21 protein-coding genes and 1 pseudogene are annotated in these 24,256 nt (G+C 43.0%); 7 read left to right on the top strand and 15 right to left on the bottom strand.

What is annotated here, in order from left to right; all coding sequences use genetic code 11:
- Window positions 1-27: 27 nt before the first annotated feature.
- The 12 genes from lpxA to HMPREF9064_RS08050 form a co-directional block, all read right to left on the bottom strand.
- A complete protein-coding gene (lpxA, locus tag HMPREF9064_RS07995; protein WP_006716881.1) occupies window positions 28-816 on the bottom strand; it encodes an acyl-ACP--UDP-N-acetylglucosamine O-acyltransferase in 789 nt (262 codons plus the stop codon).
- Window positions 817-835: 19 nt separating this feature from the next.
- Window positions 836-1,246: a 3-hydroxyacyl-ACP dehydratase FabZ gene (fabZ, locus tag HMPREF9064_RS08000; RefSeq protein WP_050540575.1), complete on the bottom strand. Its 411-nt coding sequence runs from the start codon at window positions 1,244-1,246 to the stop codon at window positions 836-838.
- 130 nt (window positions 1,247-1,376) lie between these two features.
- Window positions 1,377-2,408, bottom strand: coding sequence for a UDP-3-O-(3-hydroxymyristoyl)glucosamine N-acyltransferase (gene lpxD, locus HMPREF9064_RS08005; protein ID WP_006716877.1), 1,032 nt, complete (start codon window positions 2,406-2,408; stop codon window positions 1,377-1,379).
- Complete coding sequence (locus HMPREF9064_RS08010) at window positions 2,408-2,986, bottom strand: OmpH/Skp family outer membrane protein (RefSeq protein ID WP_006716876.1); 579 nt, start codon at window positions 2,984-2,986, stop codon at window positions 2,408-2,410. Before HMPREF9064_RS08010 ends, lpxD begins: the two co-directional genes overlap by 1 nt.
- Before the next feature lie 99 nt (window positions 2,987-3,085).
- Window positions 3,086-5,491, bottom strand: a complete 2,406-nt coding sequence (gene bamA / locus HMPREF9064_RS08015; protein WP_006716873.1) for an outer membrane protein assembly factor BamA — start codon at window positions 5,489-5,491, stop codon at window positions 3,086-3,088.
- A gap of 26 nt (window positions 5,492-5,517) precedes the next feature.
- On the bottom strand, window positions 5,518-6,852 hold the full coding sequence (rseP, locus tag HMPREF9064_RS08020; RefSeq protein ID WP_006716871.1) for a sigma E protease regulator RseP: 1,335 nt from the start codon (window positions 6,850-6,852) through the stop codon (window positions 5,518-5,520).
- Window positions 6,853-6,862: 10 nt separating this feature from the next.
- Window positions 6,863-7,732, bottom strand: a complete 870-nt coding sequence (locus HMPREF9064_RS08025) for a phosphatidate cytidylyltransferase (protein ID WP_006716869.1) — start codon at window positions 7,730-7,732, stop codon at window positions 6,863-6,865.
- 14 nt (window positions 7,733-7,746) lie between these two features.
- Window positions 7,747-8,466 carry a polyprenyl diphosphate synthase gene (uppS, locus tag HMPREF9064_RS08030; protein ID WP_006716867.1) on the bottom strand — a complete coding sequence of 240 codons (720 nt, stop codon included), beginning with the start codon at window positions 8,464-8,466 and terminating at the stop codon, window positions 7,747-7,749.
- Window positions 8,467-8,488: 22 nt separating this feature from the next.
- Window positions 8,489-9,694: a 1-deoxy-D-xylulose-5-phosphate reductoisomerase gene (gene ispC, locus HMPREF9064_RS08035; protein ID WP_032997755.1), complete on the bottom strand. Its 1,206-nt coding sequence runs from the start codon at window positions 9,692-9,694 to the stop codon at window positions 8,489-8,491.
- A gap of 110 nt (window positions 9,695-9,804) precedes the next feature.
- Window positions 9,805-10,362 (bottom strand): ribosome recycling factor, encoded by a 558-nt coding sequence (frr, locus tag HMPREF9064_RS08040; RefSeq protein ID WP_006716863.1) that lies wholly within the window; start codon window positions 10,360-10,362, stop codon window positions 9,805-9,807.
- A 38-nt stretch (window positions 10,363-10,400) separates the two neighbouring features.
- Window positions 10,401-11,123, bottom strand: a complete 723-nt coding sequence (gene pyrH / locus HMPREF9064_RS08045) for a UMP kinase (protein ID WP_006716861.1) — start codon at window positions 11,121-11,123, stop codon at window positions 10,401-10,403.
- A gap of 152 nt (window positions 11,124-11,275) precedes the next feature.
- Entirely contained in the window at window positions 11,276-12,934 is a 1,659-nt protein-coding gene (locus tag HMPREF9064_RS08050; protein ID WP_006716860.1) for a putative transporter, read from the bottom strand.
- A gap of 156 nt (window positions 12,935-13,090) precedes the next feature.
- On the opposite strand from HMPREF9064_RS08050, the gene HMPREF9064_RS08055 reads away from it, so the two are divergent.
- The 5 genes from HMPREF9064_RS08055 (at window position 13,091) to leuD (ending at window position 20,426) form a co-directional block, all read left to right on the top strand.
- Window positions 13,091-14,875 carry an ABC transporter ATP-binding protein/permease gene (locus HMPREF9064_RS08055; protein ID WP_109103983.1) on the top strand — a complete coding sequence of 595 codons (1,785 nt, stop codon included), beginning with the start codon at window positions 13,091-13,093 and terminating at the stop codon, window positions 14,873-14,875.
- A 731-nt stretch (window positions 14,876-15,606) separates the two neighbouring features.
- Complete coding sequence (leuA, locus tag HMPREF9064_RS08060) at window positions 15,607-17,154, top strand: 2-isopropylmalate synthase (protein ID WP_032997754.1); 1,548 nt, start codon at window positions 15,607-15,609, stop codon at window positions 17,152-17,154.
- A gap of 87 nt (window positions 17,155-17,241) precedes the next feature.
- Window positions 17,242-18,318 carry a 3-isopropylmalate dehydrogenase gene (leuB, locus tag HMPREF9064_RS08065; RefSeq protein ID WP_006716849.1) on the top strand — a complete coding sequence of 359 codons (1,077 nt, stop codon included), beginning with the start codon at window positions 17,242-17,244 and terminating at the stop codon, window positions 18,316-18,318.
- Window positions 18,319-18,403: 85 nt separating this feature from the next.
- Window positions 18,404-19,813, top strand: a complete 1,410-nt coding sequence (leuC, locus tag HMPREF9064_RS08070; protein ID WP_006716847.1) for a 3-isopropylmalate dehydratase large subunit — start codon at window positions 18,404-18,406, stop codon at window positions 19,811-19,813.
- A gap of 10 nt (window positions 19,814-19,823) precedes the next feature.
- Window positions 19,824-20,426 carry a 3-isopropylmalate dehydratase small subunit gene (gene leuD / locus HMPREF9064_RS08075; protein WP_006716845.1) on the top strand — a complete coding sequence of 201 codons (603 nt, stop codon included), beginning with the start codon at window positions 19,824-19,826 and terminating at the stop codon, window positions 20,424-20,426.
- A gap of 96 nt (window positions 20,427-20,522) precedes the next feature.
- Here the strand turns inward: leuD and HMPREF9064_RS08080 are convergent, their stop codons facing one another.
- Together HMPREF9064_RS08080 and mtr are read right to left on the bottom strand one after the other, a co-directional pair.
- A complete protein-coding gene (locus tag HMPREF9064_RS08080; RefSeq protein ID WP_006716844.1) occupies window positions 20,523-21,275 on the bottom strand; it encodes a class I SAM-dependent methyltransferase in 753 nt (250 codons plus the stop codon).
- A 1-nt stretch (window position 21,276) separates the two neighbouring features.
- On the bottom strand, window positions 21,277-22,521 hold the full coding sequence (gene mtr / locus HMPREF9064_RS08085) for a tryptophan permease (RefSeq protein ID WP_006716841.1): 1,245 nt from the start codon (window positions 22,519-22,521) through the stop codon (window positions 21,277-21,279).
- A 153-nt stretch (window positions 22,522-22,674) separates the two neighbouring features.
- Between mtr and ppa the strand changes: the two genes are divergently transcribed.
- Both ppa and HMPREF9064_RS09880 read left to right on the top strand, forming a co-directional pair.
- On the top strand, window positions 22,675-23,202 hold the full coding sequence (ppa, locus tag HMPREF9064_RS08090) for an inorganic diphosphatase (protein ID WP_006716839.1): 528 nt from the start codon (window positions 22,675-22,677) through the stop codon (window positions 23,200-23,202).
- 87 nt (window positions 23,203-23,289) lie between these two features.
- A pseudogene (locus HMPREF9064_RS09880) lies at window positions 23,290-23,406 on the top strand (M48 family peptidase); the annotation flags it as partial.
- An 81-nt stretch (window positions 23,407-23,487) separates the two neighbouring features.
- Here the strand turns inward: HMPREF9064_RS09880 and HMPREF9064_RS08095 are convergent.
- A complete protein-coding gene (locus tag HMPREF9064_RS08095; protein ID WP_006716837.1) occupies window positions 23,488-24,252 on the bottom strand; it encodes an energy transducer TonB in 765 nt (254 codons plus the stop codon).
- Window positions 24,253-24,256: the final 4 nt, after the last annotated feature.

Here is a 24,256-nt window from a genome sequence, read left to right as displayed (position 1 = left end):
CGGCAATAAATGAATTTATTAAAAGGATTAACGGATAATGCCGCGGGTGGAACGCTTAAAGAAATCCAAGAAGAAACTGATCGCTGACTCTGTGGCAGCAATTTGTTCAATTTCCGGCATCACTTCATCTAATGTTTTACCGCTACGATAAATCATTTTGTAAACGTTACGAATCGCATGCATTGTTGGCTTATCGAAGCCACGACGTTTTAACCCTTCAATGTTTACCCCGAACGGTTGAGCATGATTGCCTTGTGCCATGACATATGGAGGCACATCTTGGCTGACCATGGAACCACCACCCAACATCACATGAGCGCCTACGACAACGAATTGGTGAATCGCAGACATTCCGCCGACAATCACGAAATCGTCCAATTCCACGTGTCCGGCAAGGGTGGCATTATTGGCTAAAATACAGCGGTTTTTAATCACGCAGTCATGTGCAATATGGACGTTAATCATGAATAAGTTGTCATCACCGATTTTCGTCACTCCGCCACCTTGTACGGTACCACGATGAATGGTAACACTTTCACGAATACGGTTACGGTTACCGATCACAACGCGTGTCGGCTCGCCTTGATATTTAAGATCTTGGTTCACCTCACCAATGCTGGCAAATTGATAAATTTCATTATCTTCACCGATTCGTGTATGCCCATTAATCACAACATGGGAGTGGACGACGGTGCCTTTGCCGATTTCAACGTCTTTACCGATAATCGTAAACGGGCCGATAACCACGTTTTCACCAATTTTGGCACCTTCTTCAACAATGGCCTGCGGATGAACTTTGGCTGTTGGGTGAATCATATTTATCCCCTTGTCTGAATTATGCTACACGACGAGCACACATTAGTTTCGCTTCACAGGCCACTTCACCATCAACGGTTGCTGTAGCGGTAAAGGCAGTAATACCACGACGTTCTTTAATCACTTCAACGTGTAATACCATTTGATCGCCAGGAACAATCGGACGCTTAAAGCGGGCTTCATCAACACCGGCGAAATAGAAAATCTCACCACCGGCTAACTCATGGGTTTTGAAAGCTAAGATACCCATAGCCTGCGCCATGGCTTCAAGAATTAACACGCCCGGTAAAATGGGATTTCCCGGGAAATGGCCGGTAAAACAAGGCTCATTCACACTGATATTTTTAATCGCAGTCAACCATTTGCCTTCTTCAAAATTGATCACGCGATCCACTAATAAAAATGGATAACGATGTGGCAATAATTGCATAATTTCGTGAGATTCGATAATTCTTGAGGTTTGTTCAGTCACGGGATTACCTTTCAATATTAAATAAGAAACAAAAAATACGCGTTAAATTATACGTTATTTAACGCATCAACACAAAATGAACGAAACATCACTCATCTGATTTCAGTTTTTTCTCAAGGGCTTTAATGCGTTTATTTAAACCATCAATGCCAAGTGTCAATGCCGCTGTTTTTCGCCATTCTTTATTGGTTTGGAGCGGAATACCGGAAGAATACACACCCGGTTCGGTAATCGGACGCATGACCATCCCCATGCCGGTGACTGTCACTTGATCACAGATTTCCATATGCCCGTTAATCACGCTCGCACCGCCAATTAAACAATAACGTCCCACGGTTAAACTGCCTGCCATAATCACACCGCCGGCAACCGCCGTCCCCGTGCCGATATGCACGTTATGAGCAATCTGACAAAGGTTGTCGATAATCACGTTATCTTCAATCACAGTTGCATCTAATGCGCCACGGTCAATACAGGTACAAGCACCAATTTCCACGTAATTGCCGATAATCACTTGTCCTACTTGGGGGATTTTAATCCATTTACCGCGTTCATTAGCATAACCAAAACCATCACTACCAATGACAGCGCCGGATTGAATCAAGCAATGCTGGCCAATTTCGACATCATGATATACAGACACATTCGCCCAAAGTTGGGTATGTGCGCCAATTTTAGTATTTTTACCAATAAAGCAATTTGCACCAATTACTACGTTATCGCCAAGCACAACACCGGATTCAATAACGCTGTTTGCACCGATAGAAACATTTTCACCTAACAAAACATCGTCAGAAATAACCGCACTTTTTGCGATTCCGCTTGCCGCTTTTGGGGTGGTATCCATATATTGTGCTAATTTTGCATAGGCAACATAAGGCTCCTTCACAATAAGCAAATTACTTTCCGGTGAACAAAATTCCACATCCGCTTCGGACACCACCAAAATACCCGCCTTTGAATGTGCCAGTTTTTCACGGAATTTGGCATTAGAAATAAATGTTAGCTGATGTTTTTCTGCTTTATCTAAGGGAGCGATATTACTCACAACAACATCGGCGTTACCACGAATGGTAGCGCCGATTTGTTGTGCTAATTCCAAGAGGGAATAGGTCTTCATTATTTAGCCTGTGTAGGAATTGCTTTTAATACATCTTCTGTGATGTTTTTACCGTCAACTGCAAAAACAACGGAACGATCATCAAGCACTAAAGTGTAATTTTTTTGTTTCGCTACGTTATTCGTGGCGGTTTGAATGCTTGCAATCATTTTTGTTGTTTCTTCATTTTCACGTTTTGCATAACTTTCTTGGAAAGCTTTTGCTTTTTGGTCATGCTCAGTAATTAATTTATTAATAGCGTCTTGTTCATCATTAGCAAATTTATTAATTTCATCTTCGCGTTTTTTGATGTCTGCAGAACGTAATTTAGGTGCGTCTTTCTGTAAAGCCGCCACTTTTGCTTCAACTTTCTTTTGAACATCCGCAATTTTTGCATCAATCTGTTTTTTGTTTTCTGCTAATTTATCCGCAGTTGGTTTGAATTCTGCCTCTAATTTTTCAGCAACAACTTTACGATCCGGATGATTCTGGAAAAGGTAATCTGCGCTTACAAAAGCGATATTTTCTTCTGCCATTGCTAAAGAAGAAGTGAATGCTAAAGCTAAAGAAAGTGCGGTTAATTTTACAGTTTTTTTCATTTTTTTATTTTTCCTTTTAGTAAGTTAAACATTAAATTCGTCTGTGCCAATGTCTTGGCACAGATATCTCTTTATATCAATTGGATTAGACTGTTCTGTTTAGAACGATCCACCAATACTGAACTGGAATTGTTCAATATCATCGTTTTCATATTTCTTGATTGGCTTAGCATAAGAGAATACTAACGGGCCAATCGGAGACTGCCATTGGAATGAAATACCGGCAGAAGCGCGAACACGAGAAGGATCGCCATAATCAGGTAAATTACTATTAAACTTACCTTTCTCTGATTTCCAGTGAGTATCCCATACGCTCGCTGCATCAACAAAGAATGAGGTACGAACAGAATTTTGATTTTTCTCTGCAACAAACGGCGTTGGTACAATTAATTCCACACTGGCAGTGGCCATCGCATTACCGCCAACCACATCACCATTTAACTTATCGTCATTATAACAGCTAGGGGTTGTACTCACGCCACGACAAGCCGCTGAGATTGGCGTTTTAGCATAAATCGCTTGTGGACCAATCGCACCATAAGAAAAGCCGCGTAAACTGCCAATACCACCTGCTGTATAAGTTTGATAGAACGGTAAACGTTTACCACCGAAACCATCCGCATAAGATGCCCCTAAACGTCCAGACAATACCCATGTCTGATCACGGTTAAGCGGGTAGAATCCTTGAACATCGGCATTGAGTCGATAGTATTTATTATCAGAACCAGGAATCGTAACCTTACCACCGATAGATGCTTTAACCCCTTTAGTTGGTAAGAAACCACGGTTCAAACTGTTATAATTCCAACCGAATGAAACATCATAATCGTGAGATTTGAACACCCAGTCATCAAAGTTCATAGAGGCTAAATACAAAGCACGATTATATTCAGGTGTAATATTTTTTAATTTGTTATAGGCGTAACCAACACCAAGATAGTAGGCATTGTTTTCATTGACCGGGAAACCTAAGGTTAGGTTACCACCATAAGTCGTACGTGCATAAGCTGCTGATGTTGAATTTTTTGAGTTATCAAAGCTTTCAAAGAAAACATTTCCACCCAAACTGACACCATCTTTAGTGAAGTATGGTTCGGTATAACCTAAATTTACGCTTGTACCGTAATCATTACGGGAGCCGGCCAAACTAAGAGAAGAGCCCATACCCAAGAAGTTATCTTGCTTAATACTGGCTTGGTAACTTAAACCGCTTTCCGTACCATAACCGATACCAAAATTAATACTACCGGTATTACGTTCTTTTACCTTATAAATAACATCAACTTGGTCATTGGTTCCTTCAACGGCTTCGGTACGGCTTTCAACGGTTTCAAAAAAGCCTGTACGATCCAACCGCACTTTACCTAATTCAACTAAATCAGTAGATAACCAACTCCCCTCTTGCTGACGCATTTCTTGACGCAAGGTGCTATCCGCACTCACGGTATTACCTTCAAAACGAATTTGACGGACAGAATAACGTTTACCGGCATCAACAACAAAACTCAAGCCAACTGTTTTATTCTCATCATTAAAATCAGGCTGTACGTTCACTTGTGCACTACCATAACCACGTTCGCCAAGTGTTGCTTTAATACTTTCTTCAACTAACAGTACATCACTACGACGAAACTCTTCGCCAACATGAATTTGCTTAAGTAACGGCGCCAATTGTTCCGCCATGCCGCCTACATCACCCACAATACGCGCACTATTAACGGTATATTTCTCTCCTTCAACAATATCAATTGTTACTCGAGCTTCCGTCTTCTCATCATTCAGTTTCACATCGGTATTGGCGATTCCGGCTTTTGCATAACCACGATCAAGGTAATAATTTCTAATTGTTTCAAGATCTTTAGTGAATTGCGTAGAATCAAATTTGTTACCAAAGAACTTCCACCACGCATCCGGTTGGAGCTCCATTTGATCTTCTAAGCGATCACTATCAAAGGCTTGATTACCGACAAAAGTGATATCTTTCAGCAAAGCAACATCATTTTCAGTCACTTGAATCTTAACTTCCGCACGGTTATTTGGTAATGGGTTAACAATCGTTTCGACTTTTGCGTTATAACGACCAACACTATGATAGTGTTCTTCTAATCCTTTACGAAACTCTTCTAATTTTTCACGATTCAACATATCGCCTTTACGAAAACCATTGGTATCTAAGTTTTGTTTTAATGCATCGTTTGGAACGGATTTATTTCCCTCAAACACCACATCAGAAATAATCGCTTTCGGCGTAACCGAAATAACCAACGTATTTCCTTGCTGTGATGCTCTCACATCATCATACTGACCTGTTAGGAACAAATTACGGACGATATTAGAAATATTGGCATCATTAATTTTCTGACCAATTTTTATCGGTAACGAGGCAATAATCTGACTTTCACGACCAGCCTGAACACCATCAACACGAATATCTTGAACTACAAAAGGTCCCGCAAGAGCGGCGGTAGAACCAAACAACAAACTTACAAGTAAAAGTTTTTTCATCGTAATTTCTATCCTGTATAAAAATACTAATTTAAACGTAAAAAATCATTAATCAGGCCAAATCCCATTAACATTAATAATAAGATTGCACCGATTCGATAACTGATATTCTGAACATGTTCGGAAACCGGCTTTCCTTTAAGCGCTTCTAATCCTAAAAAGACTAGATGTCCCCCATCAAGCACAGGCAATGGGAAGAGATTCATGATCCCTAAATTGACACTAATCAGTGCGAGAAAACTGAGGTAATAAACTAATCCTAACTCAGATGATGCGCCTGCACCTTGCGCAATAGAAATCGGACCACTTAAATTATTCAAAGACAACTCGCCAACCAATAATTTCCCGATCACTTTTATGGTTAGCCAAGAGAGTTGAAACGTCTTCTCAGCCCCTTTCTGTAAGGATTCAAACATATCATACTTTAATTCAGTACGATATTCATCAGGCACTGGGGAAAAAGTCGGAGAAATACCAACAACTAAACGCTTTTTGTCATTGAGTTCCGGCGTAATGGTCTTCATCAACCACTCACCGTTACGCTCGACTTTTAGTGACAGAGGATGACCTAACTCCACTTGCTCAATAAAATCCAGCCAACGTATCGCCTTACCATCCGCCCAATATAATTTATCACCAACTTGTAATCCCGCTTTTTGTGCAGGAGAATTCTCGACGACTTTAGACAAAGTCATATCGACTTTAGTTCTAACCGGTAATATACCGAGAGAACCGAAAGCTGTTTCTTTTTCAGGGTTAAAATTCCAGTGAGATAAATCCAAGATTCTATGCTGTTCAATATTCGAACCGAATTCAACTAGGGTTAACTCTACTCTACTTTCACCAATTTTAGTAGCCAACAGCATATTGATGGTCTCCCAATCAGGCGTAGCAACACCATCAATTTCAGTAATTTGCGTTTTTGGCTGAACCTGCGCCAGCTCTGCAATAGAATGAGGTTTTATATCATCAATGACCGGTTTAACGCTTGGAATTCCGATGGTATAAATCAGAAAATAAGCAAAAATAGCAAACAAGAAATTCGCTATCGGACCGGCGGCAATAATAAAAGCACGTTGGGCGACCGTTTTATTGTCAAAGGCTTGAGATGCCAACTCTGAAGGAATGTCTTCGTTTCTTCCATCCAGCATTTTGACATAACCCCCAAGAGGAATGGCCGACACAGCAAATTCTGTCCCTTGTTTATCGGTACGCGACCAAATGACTTTACCAAAACCAATAGAAAAACGATGCACTTTCACACCGCACTTTCGTGCCGCCCAGAAATGGCCATATTCATGTACCGTTACTAAAACGGCAATCGCAATCAGAAATGAAACGGTTGACCACAAAAATGACATATCGCCAATCCTATAGTACAAAAAAATAGAAGTAGGCGAAGAATGGAACGGCAGCCGTTAAGCTGTCAATGCGATCCAAAATACCGCCATGCCCCGGAATTAAATGACTGCTATCTTTAATACCGCTTTGGCGTTTAAACATACTTTCCGTTAAATCGCCTAAAATAGAAATCGCAACCGTTGCCACAGACAGACCAATAAAGGCTTCGGATGAGACATTTGCAGTCAAACTTTGTTGCGCCACATTCACAAAAATGGCTGCAACAATACCTGCCATGACCAAACCGCCAATCGCCCCCTGCCAAGATTTCCCCGGAGAAACTTTCGGTGCCAATTTGTGCTTACCAAATTTACGACCGACAAAATAAGCGCCGGAATCCGCTACCCAAATCAAAATGAACACATACAACAACAGCATAATGCCGTGGTAAGGCTCTGTCACATAATGATCTAAACGTAACAATAATACGCCGATTAAAAATGGGATAAGGGTAAAGAAACAGAAAAAGAATTGTAAGACGGAATGTTTGCCCCAAATGGCACTACTTTTCGGGTAAGTCACCACAAAAAATAAGGCCACCAGCCACCAAATAACCGCGCCCAATAAAATTGGCTGAGTATACAGTTCAAATACACGTCCGGCATCTAAATAATTGCCTTCTCCATAGATCCAGAGGAATAAAAAGGCAGCACTTAAACCTGTGATGGCATAGCGCCAAAAAGTGGGTTGCTTGAAATTAAAAAACTGCGTCCATTCCCAAACGCCTAACACGACGACAACGCCCAAGGCGAGAGCAAAATAATAAGGTGAAAATAAAAATAACGCGGTAAAGACAAGGGCAATTAACACAATTGCCGAAATAACTCGTTGTTTAAGCACAATATATTCCTCTATTATTCAGTCCCGCCAAAACGGCGATGACGTTGTTGATAAGATAAAATCGCCTGATGAAACTCGGCTTCATTAAAATCCGGCCACAGCACATCGGAAAAATATAACTCTGCGTAGGCTGTTTGCCACAATAAGAAATTGCTAATGCGTTGTTCACCACTGGTACGAATCAATAAATCCACTTCAGGCTCATCTTTTGTTACCAAATATTGCTGCAATAAATCTTCGTTAATATCTGCAACAGTGATTTGTTGCGCTCGAACCTGTTCTGCCAACTGCTGTGCCGCCTGAACAATATCCCAGCGCCCGCCATAATTCGCGGCAATATTTAACCTAAGTGCGGTGTTATTTTCCGTTAATTTTTCCGCTTTTTTGATTTTTTCCTGCAAGCCTGCACTAAAGCGGGAAATGTCGCCTAAAATTTTCAAACGAATGTCATTTTTATGCAGTTTTTTCACTTCAAAATCAAGCGCCTGCATAAATAAACTCATCAATGCGCTCACTTCCTGCTCGGGGCGGTTCCAGTTTTCGCTGCTAAACGCATATAATGTTAAATATTTCACCCCAATTTTGCGAGCATAAGACACGGCTTCACGTACTGCCGCCACGCCGTTTTTATGTCCAAAAACGCGCATTTTCCCTTGCTGCTTCGCCCAACGCCCGTTGCCGTCCATGATAATCGCAACGTGTTGCGGAATATTATTCCGATCTAATTCTGTCATTATCCCTTCTCAATGCAAAATATCAGTGTGACCAATGTGCCAATTGTTGTCGTGCATATTCACGAGCAGCACGATCCACCTCCAGTACATCATCAATCTGTTTGATTTGTTGCGACGGCATTTGTTCCACGACAGCCTGATTTAGTTTGGCAATATCCGTAAATTTAATTTGGCGATCTAAAAAGGCTTGTACGGCCACTTCATTCGCCGCATTCATGGCAGTGGTCGCATACTGTCCTGCCGCAAAAGCCTCTATCGCCAGTTTCAAACAAGGATAACGTTGATAATCCGGTGCTAAAAAAGTCAACCCATTTAATTGGTAAAAATCTAACGGAGCTACGCCCGAAAAAGTGCGGTGCGGATACGCCATAGTTTCCGCAATCGGTGTGCGCATATCAGGATTCCCCATTTGCGCGATAACGCTGCCATCAATGTAGCGTACCATGGAGTGAATAATGGACTGCGGGTGAATAATGACTTCCATTTCATCGGCTGTCGCATTAAACAACCAACGGGCCTCAATATACTCCAATCCCTTGTTCATCATCGTTGCGGAATCCACAGAGATCTTCTTGCCCATAGACCAGTTAGGATGTGCTACCGCCTGTTCCGGTGTAATACCGTCAAATTCGCTTAACTCCGTATAACGGAAAGGCCCACCCGAACCGGTCAGCACGATTTTACTGATGCCCAAATCTGCCAACGGGCAAAACCCGATTTGTTGTTGAGCCTGCGGAGGCAACGATTGGAAAATGGCGTTATGTTCACTGTCCACCGGCAATAATTGCGCGCCATAGCGTTTTACCGCATCAATAAAAATTTGGCCGCAAGTAACCAATGCCTCTTTATTTGCGAGCAGAACTTTTTTGCCGGCTTTCACTGCTGACAACGTTGGCAATAAACCTGCCGCACCAACAATCGCTGCCATGACCATGTCTGCATCAGGATGTGCGCTTAATTCGCAAATCGCTTGTTGACCGGCAAATACTTGCGTCGGGAGCTGATGCGTAGCTACTTTCTCACGCAAATGTTTTGCTGCGCTTTCATCTGCCAAAGCAACAAAGTGCGGTCGAAATTTCACGCATTTTTCAAACATGGCACCCACATTGGAACCCCCAACTAAAGCAAACGCTTCATATTTTTCCGGATTGTGTTCAATCACCGAAAGGGTGCTATTACCGATGGAACCTGTCGCGCCAAGAATCACGACCTTTTGTTTTTTTTGCATAAAATTTCGACCGCACTTTGTCAATTTTTCGGGCAACATGAAAACCTCACACGCCCATATAAGAAAAGACGCAGTAAGGCACTGCGTCTGATGTTAACCTGTTCTTATGATTAGAAATCGAGCAATTCTTTTTCTTTTTCCGCTAACACTTCATCAACTTTTTTGATGAATTTATCGGTAATTTGTTGAATTTCCGTTTCAGCTTTGTGCTGATCGTTTTCACTGATTTCTTTGTCTTTTAGCAAAGCTTTGATTTTATCGTTCGCGTCACGGCGTACGTTACGAATCGCTACCTTACCTTGCTCGCCTTCTGATTTCACAATTTTAATCAAATCACGGCGACGTTCTTCTGTTAATGGTGGAAGTGGCACGCGAATCGTTGTACCGGCAGAAGATGGGTTCAAGCCTAAATCAGAAGTTAAAATGGCTTTTTCTACCGCTTGAATCAATGAACGATCAAACACGGTTACCGCTAAAGTACGGGCATCTTCTGCCACCACGTTGGCTAATTGACGTAATGGTGTCGCAGAGCCGTAATAATCCACTTGAATGGCATCCAACAAACTTGGTTGTGCACGGCCGGTACGAATTTTTGCAATATGGCCTTTTAACGCTTCAAGGCTTTTTTCCATGCGGTCTTGCGCATCTTTTTTAATGTCGTTAATCACGATAATTCCTTCTCTATTAAATAAATTAAACCGTTAAACTAGTCTTTTGCACAAATGAGTGTGCCTTCTTGCTCGCCGGTAATCACGCGACGTAGCGCCCCCGGTTTACCCATATTGAACACGCGAATCGGCATACCGTGATCGCGAGCTAGGGTAAAGGCTGCTAAGTCCATGACTTGTAATTCTTTATCAATCACTTCAGCATAAGTAAGGTGCGGATAAAGCATAGCATTTGGATTTTTTGCCGGATCGCAATCATATACGCCATCTACTTTGGTTGCTTTTAACACAACATCTGCTTCAATTTCGATACCGCGTAAGCATGCGGCGGAATCTGTGGTAAAAAACGGACTGCCTGTACCGCCGGAGAAAATCACAACGCGTTTTTCGCGCAACATTTTGATGGCTTCAGACCAATTGTAAGTATCGCAAATGCCGTTTAATTGAAATGCCGACATTAATTTTGCATTCACATCCGCACGGAAAAGCGAATCACGCATTGCCAAACCGTTCATGACCGTAGCTAACATTCCCATATGGTCGCCGACCACACGGTTCATTCCCGCTTTGGCTAATTTAGCACCACGGAATAAGTTGCCACCGCCTAATACGACGCCAACTTCTACGTCCATTTCGACCAACTCTTTGATTTCTAAGGCCACTCTATCAAGAATAGACGCATCAATCCCGAAACCTTCATCACCTTGCAAGGCTTCTCCGCTTAGTTTTAACAAAATTCTTTTATAAATCGGTTGGCTCATCTTATTTCCCTTTTGTCTTCACAAAAATTGTCTCATTTTAATAGATCTTATCTACCCTGTGAAGTCAACATGAAGAAATAGCGCCCTTAAATAAGGAAAAAAATGACCGCACTTTTAGAGAAAGTGCGGTCATTTTTAAACGCGTTTTCTGGTTATGTAAAACTCCAAAGGAGCAACGCCAGCAATTGTGGAGAAACAATACGTAAAAACATCGCCAATGGATATACTGTCGCATAAGAGAGAGAAGCTGCCCCACTACCTTCTTTAATCGAATTAGCAAATGCCAATGCCGGTGGATCGGTCATTGAACCGGCAAGCACACCACAAAGGGAAAGGTAATTCAATTTGCTGTATAAACGTGCGATAACAGCGGTAATTAATAATGGCACTAACGTAATAACGATACCGTAGCCCATCCATTCCAAACCGCCTCCATTTAATAAGGTGTCCATAAAACTACCGCCTGATTTCAGCCCAACGACAGCCAAGAATAAGACAATCCCTAACTCGCGTAACGCTAAGTTAGCGCTTGGTGGCATAAACCAATACAGCTTACCGATCGTACCGATACGCGCCAAAATCAATGCAATCACTAACGGTCCCCCCGCTAAACCTAATTTTAAGGCAACGGGGAAACTTGGAATATAAAAAGGGATAGAACCGAATAACACCCCCAAACCAATCCCAATAAACACCGGCAACATTTGCACTTGTTGCAATTTTTGCTCGGCATTACCTATCACAGAAATGGCGTTATTCATCATGTCTGTGCGACCCACCATATGTAATACGTCACCGAACTGCAAAGTCGTATTGGCTGTCGGAACCAATTCCACACCGGCACGGTTTAAGCGGGAAATCACTACGCCGTATTTTTGATGGATACCCAACGATTTGATTTTTTTACCCAACACTTTTTCGCTGGTCACCACAACCCGCTCTGAACGAATCTCTCCACCTTTGGTTGAAATAGGCACATCCAGCTCATCACCAATAATTAAGCACATTTTTTTCAATGCGCTGCCATCACCGACCAAATGCAACACATCATCCAAATGGATTTCTGAGCTGGCTTTCGGCACGCAAACATTGTTGCCACTTTTCAAACGGGAACACACAATGTCCCCTTCACCAAAGCCCGGGATATCGATTAGGCGTAAACCATCCAAGTTTTTATTGGTGACTTTTACGTCCATGGTGGTTAACGTTTCTTTATCTTGTCCGCTTTCATGTTGGAAATGTTGTTCTTCTTCATCTACCTTAATTTTAAAGAACAAACGCACCAACCACATGGAAAGTAAAATACCGCAGATCCCAAACGGATAGGCCATGGCATATGCCATCCCCATTGTTGACGTAGCACTTTTTAAGCCAAGCTCCGCTAAAATTTGTTGCCCTGCCCCCAACGATGGCGTATTGGTTACCGCACCGGAATAAATCCCCAAAATAATGTCTAACGGCACATCGGCAATCTTATGAATGAGAATCACCGAAATCCCGCCAAGCAATACAATAAAAAAGGCAAAACCGTTAAGTTTTAACCCCGAACGGCGCAAGGAAGAGAAGAACCCCGGCCCCACTTGAATCCCGATCGTATACACAAACAGAATCAAGCCAAACTCTTGCACGAAATGCAATGTATGCGTGTCTAGTGCCAATCCGTACTGATTGGTAAAATGCGCCACAATGATCCCACCAAAGAGCACCCCGCCTACACCAAAACCGACACCTTTGATCTTCCAATGACCGATCCATAAACCGATCACGGCGACCAGGGCGAGCAGGCTAATCGTAATAGCAATATCACTCATATTTACCTCAAATAAAATTAACTGTGGCAAATTATAACAACTTCATTTTTTTTAGGGAAAACAAACACAAAAAATGAAACCTCTATCACATTTTTTCTTGCCTAATAGGGAAATTTTTTTAAAATGAACCGCACTTTTTTATTAGCGGATTACATAATGGACTACTCTCAGGAAACGATTACCTCCCTACTTTGGATTGCCAAAACCTTAGCAATCACAACCGTTGTTTTTAGCCTCAGTATCTTTTTGTTGGTGCGTTTCACTCACTGGGGAAAACAATTTTGGATGTTTGCCGGCGGTTACCTTTCACCGAAACGTAGCGTTAAACCATTGTTATTTTTCGTGCTGATTGTCGCCTTAACTTTGTTTAGCGTTCGTCTTGGGCTGGTACATTCCACTTGGTACAACAACATGTACACCTCGCTACAAGAGTTCAATCAGCCGGTCTTCTGGGAGCAAATGATCCTATTTTGTTTTATCGCCGGATTTTCCGTACTTTCTGCCTTGATTAGCTATTACATTAGCCAGCGCTTTTCCATTAATTGGATTGAATGGTTAAACCAAGAAATGTTGGAAAAATGGATGAGCCACCGTGCCTACTATAAAAGCCAATATACCGCACAGCATTTGGATAACCCCGATCAACGGATTCAACAAGACGTGCAATCCTATGTCAAAACAACGCTTTCCTTGAGTACCGGCGTCATTGATGCGGTAACCTCCATGATTTCTTACACGATTTTATTGTGGGGATTAGCTGGGCCAATGAGTTTATTCGGCGTAGAAATCCCGCACATGATGGTCTTTTTAGTGTTTGCTTATGTGATCTTCACGACACTTATCGCCTTTTGGCTTGGTAAGCCGTTAATTCGCCTCAATTTTGCTAACGAAAAATTAAACGCGAATTACCGTTATTCTTTAATCCGTGTAAAAGAATATGCGGAAAGCATCGCCTTCTATGCCGGTGAAAAAGTTGAAAAAAGCCAGCTTTATAAACAATTTCGCGCTGTTATCGACAACATGTGGGATATTGTGTTTCGAGCCTTAAAATTCTCCGGTTTTAACTTAGTGGTCAGCCAAATTTCAGTGGTATTCCCTTTACTCATTCAAGTGGGACGCTATTTTGAAAAACAAATTAAACTGGGCGATCTGATGCAAACCTTGCAAGTCTTTGGCAAATTGCATTCCAATCTTTCTTTCTTCCGTAACACGTACGATAGCTTTGCCGAATACAAAGCCACTTTGGACCGTTTAACCGGCTTCCATTACAGCGTAGAAGCCGCACAGAAAGAAAGCAAAATCCAGATTACCGATCACCCAACGGACGTTATTTTCCAACACTTAAATGTCAAATCGCCACTTGGCAAAACCTTGATTCACGATCTCAATCTCACGCTACCGCAAGGAGATTCATTACTAATCCAAGGACAATCCGGTGTGGGAAAAACCACGTTGCTACGCACCGTGGCGGGTTTATGGTCTTATGCCCACGGCGAAATCTTCTGCCTACAACAAAACAGCCTTTTCCTTTCACAACGCCCGTATTTACCTCAAGGGGATTTACTCACCGCGCTGTATTATCCTAATTCCGCGGAACAGGCCGATTTAGTGAAAGTGACCGAAATATTACAACAAGTACAACTTGCCCATTTACAAGAACGTTTGGCGCAAGAACAAGACTGGAGCCGCATTTTATCCCTTGGTGAACAGCAACGTCTCGCCTTCGCACGGCTTTTGCTCCATAAACCGCAAGTCGCCTTTTTAGATGAAGCCACCGCCAGCCTGGATGAAGGACTTGAAGATGCCATGTATCGGTTAATTCGTCGGGAATTGCCGAATACCATCATTATCAGCGTCGGGCATCGTTCAACCTTAGTGCCGTTACATGAAAAGCGTTTAGAATTGAAAACGGATGGGCATTGGGAATTAAGTACTCATTAGGTTTACTGTGACTTTCTTTGCTTCGCCAAAGAAAGTCACCAAAGAAAGACGCCCCTGCTTTGCCTTTTTTCCCCTTGTTCTATTGAATTTGCTTGACGGAAATTTTCGAACTCACTTCGCTCAAACAAAGCGAAAATTTCCTACAAACTCAATGCCACAAGGGCGTCAAAGAAGGGAACCCAGTCATACCACTAAGTGCGGTCACAAAATCTAACGAATTTTAAGCCTAAAACCCCATCGAGACGAACAATCGAACTTGATTCGATTGAGAGAAATTTCCAACTTATTTCTTCATAACGAAAAAAAGTAGAACTATTTATCAAATAAATTTTTCCTAGAATAAAAATTCACAGCAAAAAACAAATAAAGAACATCAATCTAACAAACACAAAAATATCAGACAATAAATCCAAATTAATTTCTAAAATAACGAAAAAATCAACATAAAACACTAAGCAAACGTTTGACAGAAGAATTTAAATCCGTAATATGTGACGCACTTTTACAGATTTTATGCATTAGGATTTTTCATGTTTAACACTGTTTCTTTCTCCCTCAACCTGCTGCTCTCACATTCTTTGTGCGGCTAAGTTGTGGATGAAAAACAGTCAAATGTAAAACCCTCAAGATTTAAACCCGCACTCTAATTTGCGGGTTTTTTCGTTTTTACACGAGCAAAAACAACTGAAAAAGCGACCGCACTTTGAGTGATTGAAAAAAAGGAAAATGTTATGACAGATCGCGTTATTATTTTTGATACGACCTTGCGTGATGGGGAACAAGCGTTAAAAGCAAGCCTTACCGTAAAAGAAAAATTACAAATTGCCCTTGCTTTAGAGCGTTTAGGCGTGGATGTCATGGAAGTGGGTTTTCCTGTTTCCTCGCAAGGGGATTTTGAATCCGTGCAAACCATCGCACGCCATATCAAAAATAGTCGTGTCGCGGCACTTTCCCGTGCGGTAGATAAAGACATCGACGCAGCCTACGAAGCCTTAAAAGTGGCGGAAGCTTTCCGTATTCACACCTTTATTGCCAGTTCCGCATTACACGTTGAAGCCAAATTAAAACGCACCTTTGACGATGTGGTGGAAATGGCTGTTGCGGCAGTAAAACGCGCGCGTAACTACACCGATGACGTAGAATTTTCCTGCGAAGATGCCGGACGTACCGGTATCGACAATATCTGCCGCATTGTGGAAGCGGCAATCAACGCCGGCGCCACCACCGTCAATATTCCAGACACTGTGGGCTACTGCTTACCGATGGAGTACGGCAACATCATCGCCCAAGTGCGTAACCGCGTACCGAATATCGACAAAGCCATTATTTCCGTGCACTGCCACAATGACTTAGGTATGGCAACCGCCAACTCTTTAACCGCCGTACAAAACGGCGCGCGCCAAATTGAATGTACCATCAACGGCATCGGCGAACGTGCAGGCAACACCGCATTGGAAGAAGTCGTCATGGCGATTAAAACCCGCCAGGCACTCTTCGGCGTGGACACGCGAATTAATACCCAAGAAATTCACCGTGTCAGTCAAATGGTCAGCCAGCTTTGCAATATGCCAATTCAACCGAACAAAGCTATTGTGGGTTCCAATGCTTTTGCACATTCTTCCGGCATTCACCAAGACGGGATGTTAAAAAACAAAAATACCTACGAAATCATGTCACCGGAAACCATTGGTTTGAAGAAAGAGAAATTAAACTTAACCGCGCGTTCCGGCCGTGCGGCGGTGAAAGGCCACATGACCGACATGGGCTACACCGAACAAGATTACGATTTGGATAAATTGTACGATTCCTTCTTAAAATTGGCGGACAAAAAAGGCCAAGTGTTCGATTATGACTTGGAAGCGTTGGCGTTCATTGATATGCAACAAGGCGATGAAGATCGTTTGGTGTTAGATAAACTTTCCGCTCACTCCACCAAGGAATATCCGGCGACTGCCTTTGTTCAATTACAGTTAGACGGTAAGAAATTAAGCACTTCGTCAATCGGCGGTAACGGCCCGGTCGATGCGGTTTACAACGCCATCTTAAATTTAACCGGTTTAGAGATCAAAATGTCTCACTATAACTTAACCGCCAAAGGCGAAGGCGCTGAAGCCTTGGGTCAGGTGGATATTGTGGTGGAACACGAAGACCGTAAATTCCATGGTGTTGGTTTAGCAACAGATATCGTTGAATCTTCCGCCCTTGCCTTAGTGCACGCCATCAATGCAATTTATCGGGCGCATAAGGTGGCGGATATTAAGAATCATAAACATCATTAATCTATCGAGTTCCCCTCTTTAGCAAAGAGGGGAGAAAATGTGAAAAAAATTAACCGCACTTTCGTGTGAAAAAATAGGAAAAACAATATGCAATCATACAACATCGCAGTTCTACCCGGCGACGGTATCGGCCCGGAAGTGATGGCAGAAGCCATTAAAGTATTAAACAAAGCCCAAGAAAAATTCGGTTTTAAACTCAACTTCAATGAATTTTATGTGGGTGGTGCTGCAATTGATCACTGCGGTTGCCCACTACCGGCAGATACCTTAAAGGGCTGTGAAGAGGCCGATGCGATTTTATTCGGTTCTGTAGGTGGGCCAAAATGGACAAACTTACCACCGGATCAACAACCGGAACGCGGCGCATTATTGCCATTGCGCAAACATTTCAAATTATTCTGCAATCTTCGCCCGGCAACTCTTTACAAAGGGTTAGAAAAATTCTGCCCTTTACGCGCAGACATTGCCGCAAAAGGGTTTGATATGGTAGTGGTGCGTGAATTAACGGGCGGGATTTATTTCGGTCAGCCTAAAGGTCGTGAAGGTGAAGGCGCACAAACCAAAGCATTCGATACCGAAATTTATTACAAATATGAAATCGAGCGTATTGCGCGCGCGGCTTTTGATGCGGCAATGAAACGTCGTAAACACGTCACTTCCGTGGATAAAGCTAACGTATTACAATCCTCTATTTTATGGCGTGAAACCGTGACCGAAGTGGCTAAAGACTACCCTGAAGTCACCTTAGATCACATTTATATCGACAACGCGACCATGCAGTTAATTAAAGCGCCTGAGTCTTTCGATGTGCTCCTCTGCTCCAACATTTTCGGCGATATTATTTCTGATGAAGCGGCGATGATCACAGGTTCTATGGGCATGTTGCCATCCGCTAGCTTAAATGAAGAAGGTTTCGGTTTATATGAACCGGCAGGCGGTTCTGCACCGGATATTGCAGGTAAAGGCATTGCCAACCCCATCGCACAAATTCTTTCTGCGGCAATGATGTTGCGTTATAGCTTCAACTTAAACGAAGCAGCGGACGCCATTGAAAATGCGGTACAAAAAGTCTTAGCGAATGGTCACCGTACCGGCGATTTAGCCGATGACTCAACCCCTGTTTCAACGGCAGAAATGGGTACATTGATTGCTGATGCAATTTAAGTCGCAATCGATAGTGCGGTTTTAAAATACCCTGAAATTTGACCGCACTTACCCTAACAAAACCTCTAACGAATTGAGGAACATTATGGCAAAAACTCTTTACGAAAAATTATTCGATGCCCACGTGGTGTACGAAGCGGAAGGCGAAACGCCGATTTTGTATATTAACCGTCATTTAATCCATGAAGTGACCAGTCCGCAAGCTTTTGACGGGCTACGTGTTGCAGGCCGTCAAGTGCGCCAAGTGAGCAAAACTTTCGGTACCATGGATCACAGTATTTCTACCCAAATACGCGATGTGAACAAACTTGAAGGTCAAGCGAAAATTCAAGTGTTGGAGCTTGCAAAAAACACGAAAGCGACCGGTATTCAATTATTCGACATGACCACAAAAGAACAAGGTATCGTGCATGTGATGGGACCGGAACAAGGCTTAACTTTGCCAGGTATGACGATCGTCTGCGGTGACTCTCATACCGCTACGCACGGTGCTTTTGGTGCATTAGCATTTGGTATCGGCACCTCCGAAGTAGAACACGTTTTAGCAACCCAAACCTTAAAACAAGCTCGCGCAAAAAGCATGAAAATTGAAGTGCGTGGCAAAGTAGCGCCGGGCATTACCGCAAAAGATATTATTCTTGCCATTATCGGTAAAACAACCATGGCTGGCGGTACAGGCCATGTGGTGGAATTCTGTGGCGAAGCAATTCGTGACCTTTCCATGGAAGGACGTATGACCGTATGTAATATGGCAATCGAAATGGGTGCAAAAGCCGGTTTAATCGCACCGGATGAAACCACTTTCGACTATTTAAAAGGTCGTCCACATGCACCGCAAGGTAAAGATTGGGATGATGCAGTCGCTTATTGGAAAACCTTAAAATCTGATGATGATGCGAAATTTGACACTGTCATCACATTAGAAGCCAAAGACATTGCACCACAAGTCACTTGGGGAACAAACCCAGGTCAAGTGATCGGTATCGATCAGCCAGTGCCAAATCCAGCAGAAATGACCGATCCGGTAACTCGCGCCTCTGCTGAAAAAGCCTTGACTTATATTGGCTTAGAAGCTAACGCTGATTTAAAAGAAATCCCTGTGGATCAAGTGTTTATCGGTTCCTGTACTAATGCCCGTATCGAAGATTTACGCGCAGCGGCAGCCGTCATGAAAGGTCGTAAAAAAGCCGATAACGTAAAACGGATTTTAGTGGTGCCGGGTTCCGGCTTAGTGAAAGAACAAGCGGAAAAAGAAGGCTTGGATAAAATTTTTATCGAAGCGGGCGCAGAATGGCGTAATCCAGGCTGTTCCATGTGTTTAGGAATGAACGACGACCGCTTGGGCGAATGGGAACGTTGTGCTTCCACTTCGAACCGTAACTTTGAAGGTCGCCAAGGCCGTAATGGTCGCACTCACTTAGTGAGCCCAGCCATGGCTGCCGCAGCGGGAATGTTCGGTAAATTCGTTGATATTCGTGACGTGACATTAAATTAAGGAGCAGAAAATGGCAGGATTCAAACAACTTTCAGGCTTAGTAGTGCCATTGGATGCCGCGAATGTGGACACAGATGCGATTATTCCAAAACAATTTTTACAAGCCATTACCCGCGTAGGTTTCGGCAAACACTTATTCCATGAATGGCGTTATTTGGATGTAGAAGGCACCAATCCGAATCCGGAATTTGTGCTGAATTACCCACAATATCAGGGGGCGACTATTTTATTAGCACGCAAAAACCTCGGCTGTGGTTCTTCGCGTGAACACGCGCCTTGGGCATTAGCCGATTATGGTTTCAAAGTGATGATCGCACCGAGTTTCGCGGATATTTTCTATAACAATAGCTTGAATAATCATATGTTACCGATTCGCTTAAGCGAAGAGGAAGTGGAAGAAATCTTCCAATGGGTGTGGGCAAATGAAGGCAAACAAATCCATGTGGATTTGGAAGACATGACTGTAACCGTAGGCGACAAAGTGTATCACTTTGAACTCGATGAATTCCGTCGTCATTGTTTGTTAAACGGCTTGGATAACATCGGTTTAACCCTTCAACACGAAGACAAAATCGCAGAATACGAAAGCAAAATTCCGGCATTCTTGCGTTAACTTTTTATCACTCGGAAAGCAGATATTTTCTGCGCTAAAAGGCGGACAAATTGTCCGCCTTCTTTTCTCAAAAACACGTCAAAAACTGACCGCACTTTATATGTTTTTTCTCGCCTTAACAAACAATAATACCGGGCGATGTTGTAAATCTTTAAATTCATCCTGCCATTGCGGTTGGTCAGCGAGCATCGGCTCCGCCATTTGCTCAATGTGAAAACCGGCAGAAATCAAATTGTTGATGATAGTCGCCGTGGTGCGGTGATAGGTAGTGAAAGGTTGCTTAAACCAGTTGCGTTGGCGTTCGCCTTCATCACGATAGAAATTCAGACGATAGGCGAGTTGGCGTTTTTGTGCGTCTTTTTCCCAACGCTCACCACCTTGATAACAAGTCACAATGGGATGCTCTTGAGAGAAAACCAATTGTCCGTTTGGTTTCAGTTTGGTATGAATTTTTGCTAATAAGGCAGGAAAATCCTGTACATAATGAAAAGCAAAGGAACTGGTGATTAAATCAAAGCTGCCCTCATTTAACGGTTCTAAACGTTCCATGGAGGCTTGCTCCAGTAAAAAGTGCGGTCGAAATTCTGCGAGATTTTTTGCTGCCTGCTGCAACATGGCTTGAGATAAATCGATGCCGGCAACAAACGCCGCGCCCCGTTCTAAATAGAGCTTGAGATGTTCTCCGCAACCACAGCCTAAATCTAAAATACGCTTACCCGACACATCACCAACTAAGCCCAACATAGTGGGCTTTTCGACGATTTCATTTAAGCTGTTCGGGTTGCTACGCAGTTTCTGATACAGGTCGAAAAAATCGTCCTTGTCATACACGCTTTGCTTTTCTTGCATATTATCCTTTGAAGTCGGCAATCCAACCGAACTGCAATGCCACTTGAGCGAAGATATTCAATAATCCGAATAAAATCACGAAATACACCATGAAGTTGCCGCCATGTACGCGATAGGTGGCATTCGGGAATTTTTTACGGCTCGCTTTTGCCAACAATGCCGGCACAATGGCAGCCCAAATCGTGGCAGCCAAACCTGCGTAACCGATAGCGACAACGAAACCAAACGGGAATTGCAAACTCAGTAATAACGGCGGTAGGAAAGTGACTAATGTCGTTTTCGTGCGTCCTAAGCGGCTGTCATCGAATTTACACAAGTCAGCGATGTAATCGAATAAGCCTAAGGTGACACCAAGGAAAGAACTGGCGATGGCCATGTAGGCAAAGAAATTCAAAATAATCCCGATGTAATCCGTTTGGATGTATTTATTCAAGGCTTCTAATAAGGCCGCCACATCCCCGCCTTTGGCGATGACCGGCGCAAATTCGGCGCGCGGTAAGTTACCTTGAACGGCAAGCTGCCACAAAATATAAATAATCAATGCCAAGCCGGTACCGAGGAAAATAGATTTCATCACGCGCTTGCCGTCACGATCATAGTATTTCACCAAACTCGGCACATTGCCATGGAAACCGAACGACACCAAACACACCGGAAGTGCGGTCAAAATATAAGGTAAATATTGTTGTTCGCCCTGTGCCACCGTGTTAAGCAACACATCGGCTTTCACCGAACTCAACAAACCGGAGGTGGAAAGGAAGAAAGAAATGATCATCCCGGCGATTAACACCGTACTAAAACGGTCAACCGCTTTAGTTGAAAACCATACAAATGCCGCCAACACAAAACAGAAAATCAAAGAACCTGCAGTGCGCCCCACTTCCACGTTTTCGCCTAATTGATTAAGGAAATTTTCCGTAATGCTCCCGCCGGAGGTGATGTAAGCATAAGTGAGAATGTAAAGCACAAAGGCGACAGATAAACCATTAATGACGTTCCAGCCTTTGCCTAATAAATCAGTCACAATCGTATCGAAACTGGCGCCGGTCGGATAATGTAAATTGGCTTCTAAAATCATTAAGCCCGAGGTGGTCATACAAAACCAGGTGTAAATCAGAATCGCAATTGAACCGAAAAACCACACACCGGCAGTAGAAGTTGGGTTAGCAAGCATACCAGCGCCGATTGCCGTACCGGCGATAATCATCGCGCCACCGAGTAATGAAGGGCGTTTTTGTATTGTCATTGTAAAATCCTCTCTCAAAATTTTGGACTATTATAATAGTACAATAACAAAAGACAACCGGATTTTATTATGTCGTTTTCCCTCAACTCGACAAATGAAGCCGATTACCGCTATAATTGCGACGTTTATTTAACTCACAAGAAGGAATAACAAATGGGCTTAGAAAGCGTACCGGCAGGTAAAGAATTACCAGATGACATCTATGTTGTTATTGAAATCCCTGCAAACTCTGATCCAATCAAATACGAAGTAGACAAAGAAACCGGCACATTATTTGTGGACCGTTTCATGGCAACCGCCATGTTCTATCCGGCAAACTACGGTTATGTGAACAACACCTTATCTTCTGACGGCGACCCGGTTGATGTGTTAGTGCCAACACCGTATCCGTTACAACCTGGCTCCGTTATTCGTTGCCGTCCGGTAGGCGTGTTGAAAATGACAGATGAAGCTGGTGGCGATGCGAAAGTCGTTGCGGTACCGCACACGAAATTAAGCAAAGAATACGACCACATCAAAGACGTGGGCGATTTACCGGAATTATTAAAAGCACAAATTAAACACTTCTTCGAAAGCTACAAAGCGTTAGAAGCAGGTAAATGGGTGAAAGTAGAAGGATGGGAAGGCGTTGACGCAGCGCGTAAAGAAATCCTTGATTCATTTGAGCGTGCAAAAAAATAATCAAAAATCACAAAAAAAAACAGGCCGCATCTTTAAAAAGTGCGGTCTTTTTTACACACAAATCCATAAAAAGTCGCTAAAGGTTTCCAAAGTGTGTTGGATAAACTTAGTTCCACCCACCCAAGCGACAAAGATCGCCAAGAAAACTTATTACGCCTCATGCCAGAAGCAATGGCACTCTACCAGAAAAGCAAACACAGCTAATTTTCTGCGTTAAGAGGCAATAAAAAGTGCGGTCAAAAATTTATTTATTTTTTGACCGCACTTTTATTTGTAAGAAAGAAACTATCTCAGATTGAAACTGATCGGCACCGTAATACTGGAAGAAACACCTGCAGGACGAGGGCCGATAGAACGAGCACTTGCTACGGCTTTTAATGCCGCGCCATCCAAATCCTCAACACCGGAGCTTTTTACTACACTAGCACCGCTGATACTACCATCAGCTGCAATCGAGAAGGACACGGTGACAACACCTTGTTTACGCATCATTTGTGCACGTGCCGGATAACGTTTATGTTTTTCAATCTCACGTCGAACGGCTGACAAATAAGCATCTCTCTCACTGCCGCCCACGCCATTACCAACCAAATTCGGATTCGTCGTATTTGCCGGACCAGTAGTGGTTGCCTTAGAGTTAACGGACGCATTGGATTCAACAGTTCGATCACCGACCACAGCATCTGTTTTTGGTTTCGGTTTATCCTTTGGCTTCTCTTTTGGCTTTTCTTTCGGTTTTTCTTTTGGTTTCTCTTTCGGCTTTTCAGGTTCTTTTGGTTTCTCAACCTTAGGTGGTTCCGGTTTTACTGTCGGATCTTCCACCATCTCCTGTTTTTCCGGCTCCGGTGCTTTTTCCACCACCGGTGGCGTATCGGCTTCCACCATCGCCATAAGCATTTCCATAGAAATACTGGTAGAAATTTCGCCGGTTGCACTATTTGCGGTCGTATCTGTTTTTGTCAAATGGCTCCAAAATAACACAAAGATAATAATGGCATGAATAACCACAGATAGCAGGAAACTTAACAGCGAACGTTTGGCATTCTGCATTCAG

The sequence above is a fragment of the Aggregatibacter segnis ATCC 33393 genome, assembly GCF_000185305.1.
In the GTDB taxonomy this organism is placed as follows: Bacteria; Pseudomonadota; Gammaproteobacteria; order Enterobacterales; family Pasteurellaceae; genus Aggregatibacter; species Aggregatibacter segnis.
This window is presented reverse-complemented; position numbering and strand designations above follow the sequence as displayed.

Bases quoted from the DNA above. Each gene is read 5' to 3' on its own strand.
- bamA (WP_006716873.1), bottom strand. From the start codon at position 5,491: ATGAAAAAACTTTTACTTGTAAGTTTGTTGTTTGGTTCTACCGCCGCT.
- HMPREF9064_RS08080 (WP_006716844.1), bottom strand. From the start codon at position 21,275: ATGCAAGAAAAGCAAAGCGTGTATGACAAGGACGATTTTTTCGACCTG.
- lpxD (WP_006716877.1), bottom strand. From the start codon at position 2,408: ATGAAGACCTATTCCCTCTTGGAATTAGCACAACAAATCGGCGCTACC.
- uppS (WP_006716867.1), bottom strand. From the start codon at position 8,466: ATGACAGAATTAGATCGGAATAATATTCCGCAACACGTTGCGATTATC.
- pyrH (WP_006716861.1), bottom strand. From the start codon at position 11,123: ATGAGCCAACCGATTTATAAAAGAATTTTGTTAAAACTAAGCGGAGAA.
- mtr (WP_006716841.1), bottom strand. From the start codon at position 22,521: ATGACAATACAAAAACGCCCTTCATTACTCGGTGGCGCGATGATTATC.
- leuB (WP_006716849.1), top strand. From the start codon at position 17,242: ATGCAATCATACAACATCGCAGTTCTACCCGGCGACGGTATCGGCCCG.
- HMPREF9064_RS08055 (WP_109103983.1), top strand. From the start codon at position 13,091: ATGGACTACTCTCAGGAAACGATTACCTCCCTACTTTGGATTGCCAAA.
- ppa (WP_006716839.1), top strand. From the start codon at position 22,675: ATGGGCTTAGAAAGCGTACCGGCAGGTAAAGAATTACCAGATGACATC.
- rseP (WP_006716871.1), bottom strand. From the start codon at position 6,852: ATGTCATTTTTGTGGTCAACCGTTTCATTTCTGATTGCGATTGCCGTT.
- leuC (WP_006716847.1), top strand. From the start codon at position 18,404: ATGGCAAAAACTCTTTACGAAAAATTATTCGATGCCCACGTGGTGTAC.
- ispC (WP_032997755.1), bottom strand. From the start codon at position 9,694: ATGCAAAAAAAACAAAAGGTCGTGATTCTTGGCGCGACAGGTTCCATC.
- fabZ (WP_050540575.1), bottom strand. From the start codon at position 1,246: ATGCAATTATTGCCACATCGTTATCCATTTTTATTAGTGGATCGCGTG.
- lpxA (WP_006716881.1), bottom strand. From the start codon at position 816: ATGATTCACCCAACAGCCAAAGTTCATCCGCAGGCCATTGTTGAAGAA.
- leuD (WP_006716845.1), top strand. From the start codon at position 19,824: ATGGCAGGATTCAAACAACTTTCAGGCTTAGTAGTGCCATTGGATGCC.
- HMPREF9064_RS08050 (WP_006716860.1), bottom strand. From the start codon at position 12,934: ATGAGTGATATTGCTATTACGATTAGCCTGCTCGCCCTGGTCGCCGTG.
- HMPREF9064_RS08010 (WP_006716876.1), bottom strand. From the start codon at position 2,986: ATGAAAAAAACTGTAAAATTAACCGCACTTTCTTTAGCTTTAGCATTC.
- leuA (WP_032997754.1), top strand. From the start codon at position 15,607: ATGACAGATCGCGTTATTATTTTTGATACGACCTTGCGTGATGGGGAA.
- HMPREF9064_RS08095 (WP_006716837.1), bottom strand. From the start codon at position 24,252: ATGCAGAATGCCAAACGTTCGCTGTTAAGTTTCCTGCTATCTGTGGTT.